The following is a 14,353-nucleotide window of genomic DNA, read 5'->3' as shown; positions in this document are numbered from 1 at the left end:
CAGGTAAACAGTAGTCAATTGCATTGAAAAACCGCCCAAATGAGGGCGGTTCTTCTTATCACTTCGACTTAGGCCAAATTGATGCCCAAGGCCTTCGCCACCCCTTCCCCATAAGCCGGATCAGCCTTGAAGAAGTGCTGCAATTGACGCTGCACCACGTCATCGCTGACCCCACCCATCGCTCCGGCAATGTTGTTGATCAACAGCGCCTTCTGTTCATCGTTCATCAGGCGGAACAACGCGCCGGCATGGCTGAAGTAGTCGGTATCTTCGCGATGATCATAGCGATCGGCCGCACCACTGAGCGCCAAAGGCGGCTCGGCGTACTGCGGCGCCTGTTTCGGCGCATTGGCGTAGCTGTTCGGCTCGTAGTTGGGCGCCGCACCGCCATTGCTGCCAAAGGCCATCGAGCCGTCACGCTGGTAGCTGTTCACCGGGCTGCGTGGCGCGTTCACCGCCAGTTGCTGGTGGTTGGTACCCACACGATAGCGATGCGCGTCTGCGTAGGCGAACACGCGGCCTTGCAGCATGCGGTCCGGCGACAGGCCGACACCCGGGACCATGTTGCTCGGGCCGAACGCCGCCTGCTCAACTTCGGCGAAGTAGTTCAGTGGGTTGCGATTCAGTTCCAGCACACCGATCTCGATCAGCGGGTAGTCCTTCTGCGACCAGGTCTTGGTCACGTCGAACGGGTTCTCGGCACGGCTGGCCGCTTCGGCTTCGCTCATGACCTGGATGCATACACGCCACTGCGGGAAGTCGCCACGCTCGATGGCCTCGAACAGGTCACGCTGGGCGTAGTCCGGGTCGGTACCGGCCAGGCGGGCGGCATCGGCAGGCGCCAGGTTCTTGATGCCCTGCTTGGTCTTGAAATGCCACTTGACCCAGGTCCGCTCACCCTTGGCGTTGATCAGGCTGTAGGTGTGGCTACCAAAGCCGTGCATGTGGCGGTAGCCATCCGGGATACCACGGTCCGAGAACAGGATGGTGACCTGGTGCAGCGCCTCAGGCGAATGCGACCAGAAGTCCCACATCATCTGCGCGCTTTTCAGGTTGCTCTGCGGCAGACGCTTCTGCGTGTGGATAAAGTCGGGGAACTTCAGCGGGTCACGAATGAAAAACACCGGGGTGTTGTTGCCAACGATGTCCCAGTTGCCTTCTTCGGTGTAGAACTTGAGGGCAAAGCCACGGGGATCACGCTCGGTGTCCGCCGAACCACGTTCGCCACCCACGGTGGAGAAGCGCAGGAAGGTCTCGGTTTGCTTGCCGACCGCGTCAAACAGCTTGGCGCTGCTGTACTGGGCGATATCGCGGGTTACCGTGAAGGTGCCATAGGCGCCCGAGCCCTTGGCGTGTACGCGACGCTCAGGGATGTTCTCGCGATTGAAGTGCGCGAGTTTCTCGATCAGGTGGAAGTCTTCGAGCAGCAACGGTCCACGTGGGCCGGCCGAACGCGAATTCTGGTTGTCGGCAACCGGGGCTCCGCTTGCCGTGGTCAATGTTGTGTTCTGGCTCATCTTCACTCTCCCTTTTGGTCTCAGGCTGCCGGCTAATCGGCTGAGAAAGAGTATTGACCAGCAAGGTTACACCTTCAAATTTATTGACTGACTTACATCAATAGATAATGACAATACAAGCAGACACAAAAAACCGGGCACTAGGCCCGGTTCCTTGTTACAGACTGTTCGTCTTACTCAGCAGCGTCTACAGCGCCGCCGACAGGACGATCAACCAGCTCGACGTACGCCATAGGTGCGTTATCGCCAGCGCGGAAACCGCACTTGAGGATACGCAGGTAGCCGCCCTGACGGGTGGCATAGCGCTTGCCCAGATCGTTGAACAGCTTACCGACGATTTCTTTCGAACGAGTACGGTCGAAAGCCAAACGGCGGTTAGCAACGCTGTCTTCCTTGGCCAGAGTGATCAGCGGCTCGGCAACGCGGCGCAGTTCTTTGGCTTTTGGCAGAGTAGTCTTGATCAGCTCGTGCTCGAACAGCGACACCGCCATGTTCTGGAACATGGCCTTGCGGTGAGAGCTGGTACGGCTCAGGTGACGTCCACTTTTACGATGACGCATGGGTTCATTCCTTACCAAACACTACGTTCGGTGATTACGACGATCAGGCAGTCGCCTTGTCGTCCTTCTTAAGACTTGCAGGCGGCCAGTTGTCGAGGCGCATGCCGAGGGACAGACCACGGGAGGCCAGAACGTCCTTGATTTCAGTCAAGGATTTCTTGCCCAGGTTCGGAGTCTTCAACAGTTCTACTTCGGTGCGCTGAATCAGGTCGCCGATGTAGTAAATGTTCTCCGCCTTAAGGCAGTTGGCCGAACGCACGGTCAATTCCAGATCGTCAACCGGACGAAGCAGGATCGGATCGATCTCGTCTTCCTGTTCGACTACCACTGGTTCGCTGTCACCTTTGAGGTCGACGAATGCAGCCAACTGCTGTTGCAGGATGGTTGCAGCACGACGGATAGCCTCTTCAGGGTCCAGAGTACCGTTGGTTTCCAGATCAATAACCAGCTTGTCCAGGTTGGTACGCTGCTCGACACGGGCGTTTTCCACCACGTATGCGATACGGCGAACCGGGCTGAACGAAGAGTCGAGCTGCAAGCGACCAATGCTGCGGCTTTCGTCTTCATCGCTCTGACGCGAGTCGGCTGGCTCGTAACCACGACCACGAGCTACGGTGAGCTTCATGTTCAGGGCGCCATTCGACGCCAGGTTAGCGATTACGTGATCGGGGTTAACGATCTCGACATCATGATCCAGCTGAATATCGGCAGCGGTAACCACCCCCGAACCCTTTTTCGACAAGGTCAGCGTAACTTCGTCACGACCGTGCAGTTTGATAGCCAGGCCTTTCAGGTTCAACAGGATTTCAATGACGTCTTCCTGTACACCTTCGATTGCCGAGTACTCATGGAGTACACCGTCAATCTCGGCCTCGACTACTGCACAGCCAGGCATAGAGGACAACAGGATGCGTCGCAGCGCGTTGCCCAGGGTATGGCCAAAGCCACGCTCGAGAGGCTCGAGCGTGATTTTAGCGCGGGTTGGACTGACGACCTGCACATCGATGTGGCGGGGCGTCAGGAACTCATTTACCGAAATCTGCATGGATGCACCTATTTTCTAGCCCTTACTTGGAGTAGAGCTCGACAATCAGGCTTTCGTTGATGTCGGCAGACAGATCGCCACGAGCAGGAACGTTCTTGAAAACGCCCGACTTCTTGGCTGCATCTACTTCTACCCACTCAACGCGGCCACGCTGGGCGCACAGTTCAAGGGCTTGAACAATGCGCAGCTGGTTCAGCGATTTCTCGCGAACTGCGACCACGTCACCCGGACGAACTTGGTAGGACGGAACGTTTACAGTCTTGCCGTTAATGCTGATCGCTTTGTGCGAAACCAGCTGACGGGATTCGGCACGAGTAGCGCCAAAGCCCATACGATAAACGACGTTATCCAGACGGCATTCGAGCAGTTGCAGCAGGTTCTCACCGGTAGCGCCTTTTTTGGCAGCCGCTTCCTTGTAGTAACCGCTGAACTGACGCTCGAGAACGCCATAGATGCGACGTACTTTTTGTTTCTCACGCAGCTGGGTGCCGTAGTCGGACTGACGGCCACGGCGCTGACCGTGAATACCTGGGGCTGCTTCGATGTTGCACTTCGATTCCAGAGCGCGAACGCCACTCTTCAGGAACAGATCGGTGCCTTCACGACGAGACAGTTTGCATTTTGGACCAATGTAACGTGCCATTTATCTGTCTCCTGATTACACGCGGCGCTTCTTCGGCGGACGGCACCCGTTATGCGGGATTGGCGTCACGTCGGTGATGCTGGCGATCTTATAGCCACAACCGTTCAAAGCACGAACAGCGGACTCACGACCTGGACCTGGACCCTTGACGTTAACGTCGAGGTTCTTCAGACCATATTCCAGCGCAGCTTGACCAGCACGTTCAGCAGCTACTTGAGCAGCGAACGGGGTGGACTTGCGGGAACCGCGGAAACCCGAGCCGCCGGAGGTTGCCCAGGACAGGGCGTTACCTTGACGATCGGTAATGGTCACGATGGTGTTGTTAAAAGACGCATGGATGTGGGCGATGCCATCAACCACTGTCTTTTTGACTTTTTTACGAGGACGAGCAGCAGGTTTTGCCATTTCTAAATTCCTGTCGATTCGCTGGTGCGATTACTTGCGGATCGGCTTACGCGGGCCCTTACGGGTACGCGCGTTGGTCTTGGTACGCTGACCGCGTACTGGAAGACCCCGACGATGACGCAGGCCGCGGTAGCAACCCAGGTCCATCAACCGCTTGATTTTCATGTTGATGTCACGACGCAGATCACCTTCGGTGATGTACTTCGCAACTTCAGTACGCAGCGATTCAACCTGCTCGTCGCTCAGATCTTTGATCTTTGCGGCTGGGTTGACCCCAGTCACTGCACAGATTTTCTGTGCGCTTGTGCGACCAACACCATAGATGTAGGTCAGCGAGATAACAGTGTGCTTGTTATCTGGAATGTTGACGCCTGCAATACGGGCCATTCAGTGGGACTCCAATTGACAGCTACCTACGCCCCGGAAGCCAAGAAATAGGGCGCGAGATAATATCGCTGTAGAAACAAATAATCAACCCAGCAGCGCACTAGCTGCTGGGTTTGAAGCTCAGATCACACTCAGCCTTGGCGCTGCTTGTGACGTGGTTCCGCGCTGCAAATTACTCGAACAACACCTTCGCGGCGAATAATTTTGCAGTTACGGCACAGCTTTTTCACCGATGCACGAACTTTCATCACCAACTCCTCGAACCTTAAGGGTCTGTCAGCGCAGCAAACTGCTGCCACCGTAGCCTTTCAGGTTGGCTTTCTTCATCAGGGATTCGTACTGGTGCGAAACGAGGTGCGATTGTACTTGGGACATGAAGTCCATCACAACCACTACCACAATCAGCAACGAGGTCCCGCCAAGGTAGAACGGAACGTTTGCCGCCACCACCAGGAACTGGGGCAGAAGGCACACGGCCGTCATATAAAGAGCACCGAACATGGTCAAACGGGTCAGAACGCCATCAATGTAGCGCGCCGACTGCTCGCCAGGACGGATGCCCGGAATAAAGGCACCGGACTTCTTCAGGTTTTCCGCTACGTCTTTCGGATTGAACATCAACGCCGTATAGAAGAAGCAGAAGAAAATAATCCCTGCACTAAACAGCAGAATATTCAACGGCTGACCAGGAGCGATCGACTGCGAGATGTCCTGCAACCAGCCCATACCTTCAGACTGACCGAACCAGGCACCCAGCGAAGCCGGGAACAGCAAAATGCTGCTTGCGAAAATAGCTGGGATTACACCAGCCATGTTCACTTTCAGCGGCAAGTGGCTCGTCTGCGCAGCGAAGACCTTGCGGCCCTGCTGACGCTTGGCGTAGTGAACGGCGATTCGACGCTGACCACGCTCAATGAACACCACAAAACCGATAATCGCTACTGCCAGCAAACCGATAGCGACCAGAGCGAAAATGTTGATATCGCCCGTACGTGCAGACTCGAAAGACTGCCCGATTGCTCTCGGAAGACCGGCGACGATACCTGCGAAGATTAACATCGAGATACCGTTGCCTACACCGCGCTCCGTGATCTGCTCACCCAGCCACATCATGAACATCGCGCCCGCCACAAAGGTGGAGACCGCAACGAAATGGAAGCCAAAGTCAGCAGAAAACGCTACACCCTGACCGGCCAGGCCGATGGACATGCCAACAGCCTGGACCAGCGCCAGGATAACGGTGCCGTAGCGGGTGTACTGGCTGATCTTGCGACGGCCAGCTTCACCTTCCTTCTTCAACTGCTCCAACTGCGGGCTCACGGCGGTCATCAGCTGCATGATGATCGATGCCGAAATGTACGGCATGATCCCCAGTGCAAAGATGCTCATCCGTTCCAGCGCGCCGCCGGAAAACATGTTGAACAAGCTAAGAATGGTCCCCTCATTCTGTCGAAACAGTTCCGCCAGCCGGTCCGGGTTGATGCCTGGAACTGGGATGTGTGCGCCTATCCGATAGACGATGATCGCCAGAAACAGAAAACGCAGACGAGCCCAAAGTTCAGACATCCCGCCTTTACCGAGCGAAGAGAGAGCACCTTGCTTAGCCATTTATTCCTCGAACTTGCCGCCAGCTGCTTCGATAGCCGCACGCGCACCTTTGGTGGCTGCGATACCCTTGATGGTGACCGCGCGAGTAACTTCGCCGGACAGCATGATTTTCACACGCTGTACGTTTTGGTTAATCACGTTGGCATCCTTCAAGGATTGCACGGTGACAACGTCGCCTTCCACTTTGGCCAGCTCGGACAGACGCACTTCTGCGCGGTCCATGGCTTTCAGGGAAACGAAGCCGAATTTCGGCAGACGACGGTGCAGCGGCTGTTGACCGCCTTCAAAGCCTGGAGCGATGGTGCCACCGGAACGGGAGGTTTGACCTTTGTGGCCACGGCCACCAGTCTTACCCAAACCGCTACCGATACCACGACCCGGACGATGCTTCTCGCGACGGGAACCCGGCGCTGGACTCAGATCATTGAGTTTCATCGATTAACCCTCGACGCGCAGCATGTAGTAAGCCTTGTTGATCATCCCGCGATTCTCGGGAGTATCCAGGACTTCTACAGTGTGACCGATGCGACGCAGACCCAAACCCTTCACGCACAGTTTGTGGTTAGGGATGCGGCCGGTCATGCTTTTGATCAGCGTTACTTTAACGGTAGCCATGATCAACGGATCTCCTCAACGCTCTTGCCGCGCTTGGCAGCAATGGACTCAGGAGATTGCATAGCCTTCAGACCCTTGAAAGTGGCATGAACCACGTTCACTGGGTTAGTCGAGCCGTAGCACTTGGCCAGAACGTTCTGAACACCAGCAACTTCCAGGACAGCACGCATCGCGCCACCGGCGATGATACCGGTACCTTCCGAAGCAGGCTGCATGTACACCTTCGAAGCGCCATGGGCAGACTTGGTAGCGTACTGCAGGGTGGTGCCGTTCAGGTCAACTTGAATCATGTTGCGACGAGCAGCTTCCATGGCTTTCTGGATCGCAGCAGGTACTTCGCGCGATTTGCCACGGCCGAAGCCGACGCGACCTTTACCATCACCAACCACGGTCAACGCGGTGAAGGTGAAGATACGGCCGCCTTTAACGGTTTTCGCTACACGGTTAACTTGAACCAGCTTCTCGATGTAGCCTTCGTCGCGCTTTTGATCGTTATTTGCCATAACTTAGAACTCCAGCCCGCCTTCACGAGCAGCATCAGCCAGCGCTTTGACGCGGCCATGGTACTTGAAGCCGGAACGGTCAAAGGCAACTTGAGATACACCGGCGGCTTTCGCGCGCTCAGCTACCAGCTTGCCAACCTTAGTGGCCGCGTCGATGTTGCCAGTGGCGCCATCACGCAGGTCTTTGTCCAAGGTCGAGGCGCTGGCCAGAACCTTGCTGCCGTCGGCCGAAATGACCTGGGCATAGATGTGCTGCGAGGAGCGGAACACGCAGAGACGCACGACTTCGAGTTCGTGCATTTTCAGGCGTGCTTTGCGAGCGCGACGCAGTCGAGTAACTTTTTTGTCGGTCATTTGCTAGGCCCTACTTCTTCTTGGCTTCTTTACGACGGACGACTTCGTCCGCGTAACGCACACCCTTGCCTTTGTACGGCTCTGGTGGACGGAAGTCGCGGATTTCAGCGGCCACCTGACCTACCAGCTGCTTATCGATACCCTTGATCAGGATATCGGTCTGGCTTGGGGTCTCAGCGGTGATACCGGCTGGCAGTTCGTAGTCCACTGGGTGCGAGAAGCCGAGTGCCAGGTTCAGCACAGTGCCTTTAGCTTGTGCTTTGTAACCAACACCGACCAGCTGGAGCTTACGCTCGAAGCCTTGGCTTACGCCTTGGACCATGTTGTTTACCAGCGCCCGGGTAGTACCGGCCATAGCGCGGGTTTGCTGGTCGCCATTGCGAGCAGCGAAACGCAGTTCACCGGCTTCTTCGGTAATTTCTACGGACGAGTGAACATTCAGTTCGAGAGTGCCCTTGGCACCCTTCACCGAAAGCTGTTGGCCGGCGAATTTTACTTCGACGCCAGCTGGCAGCTTAACGGGGTTCTTAGCGACGCGAGACATGCTTATCCCCCCTTAGAACACTGTGCAGAGAACTTCGCCGCCGACACCGGCAGCGCGCGCAGCACGATCCGTCATCACACCTTTGTTGGTGGAGACGATAGACACGCCAAGACCGCCACGTACTTTCGGCAGTTCTTCAACGGACTTGTACTGACGCAGACCTGGACGACTTACGCGCTTGACTTCCTCGATGACCGGACGGCCTTCGAAGTATTTCAGCTCGATGGACAGCGAAGGCTTAACTTCGCTGCTGACCTGATAACCCGCGATATAACCTTCGTCTTTCAGAACTTTGGCTACAGCCACCTTCAGGGTCGAGGACGGCATGCTTACGACGGACTTTTCAGCCATCTGGGCATTACGGATTCGAGTTAGCATGTCCGCTAACGGGTCCTGCATACTCATGGGCTAGACGCTCCTGATACAAGAAAAATTAGCCTTTCGGCTACTACAGTCTCTCGAGCTCGCAGGGTAAAAAACCCGGGCTCGGGAGAGCCGGTCATTCTAGACACATCCCAAAAACGAAACAAGCCCCAAAAGGGGCTTGTTTCGTTGCAAGATCACCGGTGGTCGGAAGATCACTCCCCTTCCACCGGGACGCTGCCGGTACGTCTTACCAGGAGGCTTTAACCAGACCTGGAACGTCACCACGCATTGCTGCTTCACGCAGCTTGTTACGGCCGAGGCCGAACTTGCGGTAAACGCCGTGTGGACGACCGGTGATGCGGCAGCGGTTACGCAGGCGCGAAGCGCTTGCGTCACGTGGCTGCTGCTGCAGAGCGATCATAGCTGCAAAGCGAGCTTCTGGAGTGGTCTCCAGGTTCACGATGATAGCTTTCAGCTCAGCACGCTTCTTAGCGAACTTGGCAACAGTGAGCTGACGCTTCAGCTCACGGTTTTTCATGCTCTTCTTGGCCATTTTCCTACTCCAATCAGTTGCGGAACGGGAATTTGAAAGCACGCAGCAGAGCGCGGCCTTCATCATCGTTCTTGGCAGTGGTGGTCAGGGTAATGTCCAGACCGCGGAGAGCATCGATCTTGTCGTAGTCGATTTCCGGGAAGATGATCTGCTCTTTCACGCCCATGCTGTAGTTGCCACGACCATCGAAGGACTTGGCATTCAGGCCGCGGAAGTCGCGAACCCGAGGCAGGGAGATCGCCAGCAGGCGGTCCAGGAACTCGTACATACGATCACGGCGCAGAGTAACTTTAACGCCGATCGGCCAGCCCTCACGGACCTTGAAGCCCGCGATGGATTTCCGAGCGAAAGTCACAACGGCTTTTTGACCGGTGATCTTTTCCAGGTCAGCAACAGCGTGCTCGATGACTTTTTTGTCGCCAACAGCTTCGCCCAGACCCATGTTCAGGGTGATCTTGGTAACGCGCGGAACTTCCATCACGTTTTCCAGCTTAAGTTCTTCCTTAAGCTTGGGAGCGATTTCCTTCCGGTACAGCTCTTTCAGTCGTGCCATGGTCTTCTACCTAGCAGTGTTCAAGCATCAACCGCTTTTTGGGTCGACTTGAAGACACGAATTTTTTTGCCGTCTTCTACTTTGAAACCAACGCGGTCAGCCTTGTTGGTTTCGCCGTTGAAAATGGCGACGTTGGAAGCGTGCAGTGGCGCTTCTTTCTCGACGATACCGCCTTGTACGCCCGACATCGGGTTAGGCTTGGTATGACGCTTCACCAGGTTGATCCCACCAACAACCAGACGGTCGTCAGCGAGTACCTTCAGCACCTTACCGCGCTTACCTTTGTCTTTGCCGGCGATCACGATGATCTCGTCGTCACGACGAATCTTTTGCATGTCGGATCTCCTTACAGCACTTCTGGGGCGAGCGAGACGATCTTCATGAACTTCTCAGTACGAAGTTCACGGGTCACTGGCCCAAAGATACGGGTGCCGATCGGCTCTTGCTTGTTGTTCAGAAGAACAGCAGCGTTGCCATCAAAGCGGATGATGGAGCCGTCAGCACGACGGACACCGTGGCGAGTGCGGACTACAACAGCAGTCATCACTTGGCCTTTCTTCACTTTACCGCGAGGAATTGCTTCCTTGACGGTTACCTTGATGATGTCACCGATACCGGCGTAGCGACGGTGAGAACCGCCGAGCACCTTGATACACATGACGCGACGAGCGCCGCTGTTATCGGCCACATCGAGCATGGATTGAGTCTGAATCATAAAATTTCTCCGACCCTTAGCCCTTAGACTTCAACAGCGCGTTCGAGAACTTCAACCAGTGCCCAAGCTTTGGTCTTGGCCAGCGGACGGGTCTCACGGATCGAGACCTTGTCGCCGATATGGCACTGATTAGTTTCGTCGTGCGCGTGCAGCTTAGTCGAACGCTTAACGTATTTACCGTAGATCGGGTGCTTAACGCGACGCTCGATCAGTACGGTGATGGTTTTGTCCATCTTGTCGCTGACAACACGGCCAGTCAGCGTACGGACGGTTTTTTCGGCTTCAGCCATGATTACTTACCTGCCTGCTGGTTGAGCACAGTTTTCACGCGAGCGATGTCACGCTTCACTTGCGAGAGCAGGTGAGACTGCCCCAACTGGCCAGTTGCTTTCTGCATACGCAGATTGAACTGGTCGCGCAGCAAGCCGAGCAGTTGCTCGTTCAGTTGCTGTGCTGATTTCTCACGAAGTTCATTCGCTTTCATCACATCACCGTCCGCTTAACAAAGGAGGTGGCGAGAGGCAGCTTTGCAGCTGCCAAGGCGAATGCCTCACGCGCCAGCTCTTCAGAAACACCCTCGATCTCATACAGGACTTTGCCTGGCTGGATCTGGGCAACCCAGTACTCCACGGAACCCTTACCTTTACCCATCCGCACTTCGAGAGGCTTCTTGGAAATCGGCTTGTCCGGGAATACACGGATCCAGATTTTACCGCCACGTTTCACGTGACGAGTCAGAGCACGACGTGCCGACTCAATCTGGCGAGCGGTGAGACGACCGCGAGCAACGGCTTTCAGAGCAAATTCGCCGAAGCTGACTTTGCTACCGCGCAGTGCCAGACCACGGTTGTGGCCAGTCATCTGCTTGCGGAATTTTGTACGCTTTGGTTGCAACATTTGGCGTACCCCTTACTTAGCAGCTTTTTTACGAGGCGCTGGTGCTTGTGGTTTCAGCTCTTCTTGGCGACCACCAATTACTTCGCCTTTGAAGATCCAAACCTTCACACCGATCACACCGTAAGTGGTGTGAGCTTCGTAGGTGGCATAGTCGATATCGGCACGCAGGGTGTGCAGCGGCACACGACCTTCGCGATACCATTCAGTACGTGCGATTTCAGCACCGCCGAGACGACCGCTCACTTGGATTTTGATGCCTTTGGCACCAATGCGCATGGCGTTCTGTACGGCGCGCTTCATGGCGCGACGGAACATCACACGACGCTCCAGCTGCTGAGCTACGCTCTGAGCAACCAGCATACCGTCGAGTTCCGGCTTGCGGATCTCTTCGATATTGATGTGCACAGGCACACCCATTTGCTTGGTCAGGTCCTGACGCAGTTTCTCAACATCTTCACCTTTCTTCCCGATAACGATACCTGGACGAGCGGTGTGGATGGTGATGCGTGCAGTTTGTGCCGGACGATGGATATCGATACGGCTAACGGACGCGCTTTTTAGTTTGTCTTGGAGGTACTCACGCACATTCAGATCTGCGAGCAAATAGTCCGCATAAGTCCGACCGTCTGCGTACCAGACGGAGGTGTGCTCCTTGACGATTCCCAGGCGAATGCCAGTGGGATGTACTTTCTGACCCATCTGATCGACTCCGTTACTTGTCCGCAACCTTGACAGTGATATGGCAAGACCGCTTGACGATGCGATCAGCGCGGCCTTTGGCACGCGGCATGATGCGCTTCAGCGAACGCCCTTCGTTGACGAAAACGGTGGAGACCTTAAGGTCATCAACGTCTGCGCCTTCGTTATGTTCGGCGTTGGCTACGGCCGACTCGAGGACTTTCTTCATGATTTCAGCGGCTTTCTTGCTGCTGAAGGCCAACAGGTTGAGCGCTTCGCCCACCTTCTTCCCGCGGATCTGGTCGGCGACCAAGCGGGCTTTCTGGGCGGAGATGCGAGCGCCCGACAACTTAGCGGCTACTTCCATTTCCTAACCCCTTAACGCTTGGCTTTCTTGTCAGCCACGTGCCCGCGGTAGGTGCGGGTACCGGCAAACTCGCCCAGTTTGTGGCCGACCATGTCTTCGTTCACGAGAACTGGGACATGTTGACGACCGTTATGTACCGCGATGGTCAGACCGACCATTTGTGGCAGGATCATGGAACGGCGCGACCAGGTCTTAACTGGTTTGCGATCGTTCTTTTCCGCCGCCACTTCGATCTTCTTCAGTAGGTGAAGATCAATAAAAGGACCTTTTTTCAGAGAACGTGGCACTGTCGTATCCCTCTATTTACTTGCGACGACGGACGATCATTTTGTCGGTACGCTTATTACCACGAGTCTTAGCACCCTTAGTCGGGAAGCCCCATGGCGATACCGGATGACGACCACCGGAGGTACGACCTTCACCACCACCGTGCGGGTGGTCAACCGGGTTCATGGCAACACCACGAACGGTTGGGCGAACGCCACGCCAGCGTTTGGCACCAGCTTTACCCAGCGAACGCAGGCTGTGCTCGGAGTTCGAGACTTCACCCAGGGTCGCACGGCATTCAGCCAGGACTTTACGCATTTCACCAGAGCGCAGACGCAGGGTCACGTAGACACCTTCGCGAGCGATCAGCTGAGCCGAAGCACCAGCGGAACGAGCGATTTGTGCACCTTTGCCCGGCTTCAGTTCGATGCCGTGAATGGTGCTACCCACTGGGATGTTGCGCAGTTGCAGGGAGTTGCCTGGCTTGATTGGAGCCAGAGCACCTGCGATCAGCTGGTCGCCAGCACTCACGCCTTTAGGGGCGATGATGTAGCGGCGCTCGCCGTCTGCGTAGCAGAGCAGTGCGATGTGAGCAGTACGGTTTGGATCGTATTCGATACGCTCGACAGTGGCGGTGATACCGTCCTTGTCGTTGCGACGGAAGTCGACCATACGGTAATGCTGCTTATGACCACCACCTACGTGACGCGTAGTGATGCGGCCATTGTTGTTACGACCACCAGTCTTCGATTTTTTCTCGAGCAGCGGTGCGTGAGGAGCGCCTTTGTGCAGCTCCTTGTTGACCACCTTGACCACAAAACGGCGGCCAGGGGAAGTCGGTTTGCATTTAACGATTGCCATGATGCACCCCTTCCTTACTCAGCACTGCTGCTGAAATCGAGATCTTGGCCCGGCTGAAGGGATACGATCGCCTTCTTCCAGTCATTACGCTTGCCCAGACCACGTGCGGTACGCTTGGTTTTACCCAGAACGTTGACAGTCGAAACGTTTTCGACTTTCACACCGAACAGACCTTCGACAGCTTTCTTGATTTCCAGCTTGGTTGCATCAGTAGCAACCTTGAATACGAACTGGCCTTTCTTCTCAGCCAGAACGGTAGCCTTCTCGGAAACATGCGGGCCAAGGAGGACTTTAAATACGCGTTCCTGGTTCATCCCAGCAGCTCCTCGAATTTCTTCACGGCCGACACAGTGATCAACACTTTGTCGTATGCGATCAGACTGACCGGATCGGAACCCTGTACGTCACGTACGTCGACGTGCGGCAGGTTACGAGCAGCCAGGTACAGATTCTGATCAACAGCGTCAGAAACGATCAGTACGTCGCTCAGACCCATGCCGTTCAGCTTGTTCAGCAGGTCTTTGGTTTTCGGTGCTTCAACAGCGAAGTCCTGAACCACGACCAGACGGTCGGTACGCACCAGCTCAGCAAGGATGGAACGCATTGCTGCGCGGTACATCTTCTTGTTCAGCTTTTGCGAATGGTCTTGAGGACGAGCTGCGAAAGTGGTACCGCCGCCACGCCAGATTGGGCTACGGATAGTACCGGCACGAGCGCGACCAGTACCCTTCTGACGCCATGGGCGCTTACCGCCACCGGAAACGTCGGAACGAGTCTTTTGCTGCTTGGTGCCCTGACGGCCGCCGGCCATGTAGGCCACGACTGCTTGGTGAACCAGCGTCTCGTTGAATTCGCCACCGAACGTCAGTTCGGAAACTTCGATCGCCTGAGCGTCATTTACATTTAGTTGCATGT

General features: G+C 55.7%; 27 protein-coding genes. All 27 read right to left on the bottom strand.

Annotated features, from left to right (window positions below; genetic code table 11):
- Positions 1–68: 68 nt before the first annotated feature.
- The 27 genes from M5G11_RS17975 to rplD all read right to left on the bottom strand — a co-directional run bounded on the left by M5G11_RS17975 (position 69) and on the right by rplD (position 14,351).
- Entirely contained in the window at positions 69–1,517 is a 1,449-nt protein-coding gene (locus M5G11_RS17975; RefSeq protein ID WP_273912129.1) for a catalase, read from the bottom strand.
- A 173-nt stretch (positions 1,518–1,690) separates the two neighbouring features.
- Positions 1,691–2,077 carry a 50S ribosomal protein L17 gene (rplQ, locus tag M5G11_RS17970; RefSeq protein ID WP_273912130.1) on the bottom strand — a complete coding sequence of 129 codons (387 nt, stop codon included), beginning with the start codon at positions 2,075–2,077 and terminating at the stop codon, positions 1,691–1,693.
- 43 nt (positions 2,078–2,120) lie between these two features.
- Positions 2,121–3,122, bottom strand: a complete 1,002-nt coding sequence (locus M5G11_RS17965; protein ID WP_003186012.1) for a DNA-directed RNA polymerase subunit alpha — start codon at positions 3,120–3,122, stop codon at positions 2,121–2,123.
- A 22-nt stretch (positions 3,123–3,144) separates the two neighbouring features.
- The gene (gene rpsD, locus M5G11_RS17960; RefSeq protein WP_273912131.1) at positions 3,145–3,765 is read right to left on the bottom strand and encodes a 30S ribosomal protein S4; all 621 of its coding nucleotides are present in this window, start codon (positions 3,763–3,765) and stop codon (positions 3,145–3,147) included.
- Positions 3,766–3,780: 15 nt separating this feature from the next.
- Positions 3,781–4,170: a 30S ribosomal protein S11 gene (gene rpsK, locus M5G11_RS17955; RefSeq protein ID WP_002555466.1), complete on the bottom strand. Its 390-nt coding sequence runs from the start codon at positions 4,168–4,170 to the stop codon at positions 3,781–3,783.
- A 30-nt stretch (positions 4,171–4,200) separates the two neighbouring features.
- Positions 4,201–4,557: a 30S ribosomal protein S13 gene (rpsM, locus tag M5G11_RS17950; protein WP_273912132.1), complete on the bottom strand. Its 357-nt coding sequence runs from the start codon at positions 4,555–4,557 to the stop codon at positions 4,201–4,203.
- A 131-nt stretch (positions 4,558–4,688) separates the two neighbouring features.
- The gene (gene rpmJ / locus M5G11_RS17945; RefSeq protein ID WP_002555468.1) at positions 4,689–4,805 is read right to left on the bottom strand and encodes a 50S ribosomal protein L36; all 117 of its coding nucleotides are present in this window, start codon (positions 4,803–4,805) and stop codon (positions 4,689–4,691) included.
- A gap of 28 nt (positions 4,806–4,833) precedes the next feature.
- Entirely contained in the window at positions 4,834–6,165 is a 1,332-nt protein-coding gene (secY, locus tag M5G11_RS17940) for a preprotein translocase subunit SecY (protein ID WP_273912133.1), read from the bottom strand.
- Positions 6,166–6,600, bottom strand: a complete 435-nt coding sequence (gene rplO, locus M5G11_RS17935; RefSeq protein WP_010220318.1) for a 50S ribosomal protein L15 — start codon at positions 6,598–6,600, stop codon at positions 6,166–6,168.
- A gap of 3 nt (positions 6,601–6,603) precedes the next feature.
- On the bottom strand, positions 6,604–6,780 hold the full coding sequence (gene rpmD / locus M5G11_RS17930; RefSeq protein ID WP_003186033.1) for a 50S ribosomal protein L30: 177 nt from the start codon (positions 6,778–6,780) through the stop codon (positions 6,604–6,606).
- A 2-nt stretch (positions 6,781–6,782) separates the two neighbouring features.
- A complete protein-coding gene (rpsE, locus tag M5G11_RS17925; protein ID WP_010220316.1) occupies positions 6,783–7,283 on the bottom strand; it encodes a 30S ribosomal protein S5 in 501 nt (166 codons plus the stop codon).
- 3 nt (positions 7,284–7,286) lie between these two features.
- Positions 7,287–7,637, bottom strand: coding sequence for a 50S ribosomal protein L18 (gene rplR, locus M5G11_RS17920; RefSeq protein ID WP_008089801.1), 351 nt, complete (start codon positions 7,635–7,637; stop codon positions 7,287–7,289).
- 10 nt (positions 7,638–7,647) lie between these two features.
- Positions 7,648–8,181: a 50S ribosomal protein L6 gene (gene rplF / locus M5G11_RS17915; protein WP_273912134.1), complete on the bottom strand. Its 534-nt coding sequence runs from the start codon at positions 8,179–8,181 to the stop codon at positions 7,648–7,650.
- Positions 8,182–8,193: 12 nt separating this feature from the next.
- Positions 8,194–8,586, bottom strand: coding sequence for a 30S ribosomal protein S8 (gene rpsH / locus M5G11_RS17910; RefSeq protein ID WP_010220313.1), 393 nt, complete (start codon positions 8,584–8,586; stop codon positions 8,194–8,196).
- A gap of 208 nt (positions 8,587–8,794) precedes the next feature.
- On the bottom strand, positions 8,795–9,100 hold the full coding sequence (gene rpsN / locus M5G11_RS17905) for a 30S ribosomal protein S14 (RefSeq protein WP_273912135.1): 306 nt from the start codon (positions 9,098–9,100) through the stop codon (positions 8,795–8,797).
- 13 nt (positions 9,101–9,113) lie between these two features.
- The gene (rplE, locus tag M5G11_RS17900; RefSeq protein ID WP_273912136.1) at positions 9,114–9,653 is read right to left on the bottom strand and encodes a 50S ribosomal protein L5; all 540 of its coding nucleotides are present in this window, start codon (positions 9,651–9,653) and stop codon (positions 9,114–9,116) included.
- Positions 9,654–9,673: 20 nt separating this feature from the next.
- Complete coding sequence (rplX, locus tag M5G11_RS17895) at positions 9,674–9,988, bottom strand: 50S ribosomal protein L24 (protein WP_009397501.1); 315 nt, start codon at positions 9,986–9,988, stop codon at positions 9,674–9,676.
- A gap of 11 nt (positions 9,989–9,999) precedes the next feature.
- On the bottom strand, positions 10,000–10,368 hold the full coding sequence (gene rplN / locus M5G11_RS17890; protein ID WP_002555479.1) for a 50S ribosomal protein L14: 369 nt from the start codon (positions 10,366–10,368) through the stop codon (positions 10,000–10,002).
- 23 nt (positions 10,369–10,391) lie between these two features.
- Complete coding sequence (gene rpsQ / locus M5G11_RS17885) at positions 10,392–10,658, bottom strand: 30S ribosomal protein S17 (protein ID WP_028944481.1); 267 nt, start codon at positions 10,656–10,658, stop codon at positions 10,392–10,394.
- Positions 10,659–10,660: 2 nt separating this feature from the next.
- Entirely contained in the window at positions 10,661–10,852 is a 192-nt protein-coding gene (gene rpmC, locus M5G11_RS17880) for a 50S ribosomal protein L29 (protein WP_002555481.1), read from the bottom strand.
- Positions 10,852–11,265, bottom strand: a complete 414-nt coding sequence (rplP, locus tag M5G11_RS17875) for a 50S ribosomal protein L16 (RefSeq protein WP_003255479.1) — start codon at positions 11,263–11,265, stop codon at positions 10,852–10,854. Before rplP ends, rpmC begins: the two co-directional genes overlap by 1 nt.
- A gap of 12 nt (positions 11,266–11,277) precedes the next feature.
- Positions 11,278–11,964: a 30S ribosomal protein S3 gene (rpsC, locus tag M5G11_RS17870; RefSeq protein WP_010220308.1), complete on the bottom strand. Its 687-nt coding sequence runs from the start codon at positions 11,962–11,964 to the stop codon at positions 11,278–11,280.
- Positions 11,965–11,977: 13 nt separating this feature from the next.
- Complete coding sequence (gene rplV, locus M5G11_RS17865; RefSeq protein WP_003103908.1) at positions 11,978–12,310, bottom strand: 50S ribosomal protein L22; 333 nt, start codon at positions 12,308–12,310, stop codon at positions 11,978–11,980.
- An 11-nt stretch (positions 12,311–12,321) separates the two neighbouring features.
- A complete protein-coding gene (rpsS, locus tag M5G11_RS17860; protein ID WP_002555486.1) occupies positions 12,322–12,597 on the bottom strand; it encodes a 30S ribosomal protein S19 in 276 nt (91 codons plus the stop codon).
- Positions 12,598–12,613: 16 nt separating this feature from the next.
- Positions 12,614–13,438: a 50S ribosomal protein L2 gene (gene rplB, locus M5G11_RS17855; RefSeq protein ID WP_273912137.1), complete on the bottom strand. Its 825-nt coding sequence runs from the start codon at positions 13,436–13,438 to the stop codon at positions 12,614–12,616.
- A 14-nt stretch (positions 13,439–13,452) separates the two neighbouring features.
- Positions 13,453–13,752, bottom strand: coding sequence for a 50S ribosomal protein L23 (gene rplW / locus M5G11_RS17850; RefSeq protein ID WP_010220306.1), 300 nt, complete (start codon positions 13,750–13,752; stop codon positions 13,453–13,455).
- Complete coding sequence (gene rplD, locus M5G11_RS17845; protein ID WP_163942092.1) at positions 13,749–14,351, bottom strand: 50S ribosomal protein L4; 603 nt, start codon at positions 14,349–14,351, stop codon at positions 13,749–13,751. The genes rplW and rplD overlap by 4 nt, the downstream gene beginning before the upstream one ends.
- Between the last annotated feature and the right edge of the window lie 2 nt (positions 14,352–14,353).

Source organism: Pseudomonas fontis, assembly GCF_028656955.1.
In the GTDB taxonomy this organism is placed as follows: Bacteria; Pseudomonadota; Gammaproteobacteria; order Pseudomonadales; family Pseudomonadaceae; genus Aquipseudomonas; species Aquipseudomonas fontis.
This window is presented reverse-complemented; position numbering and strand designations above follow the sequence as displayed.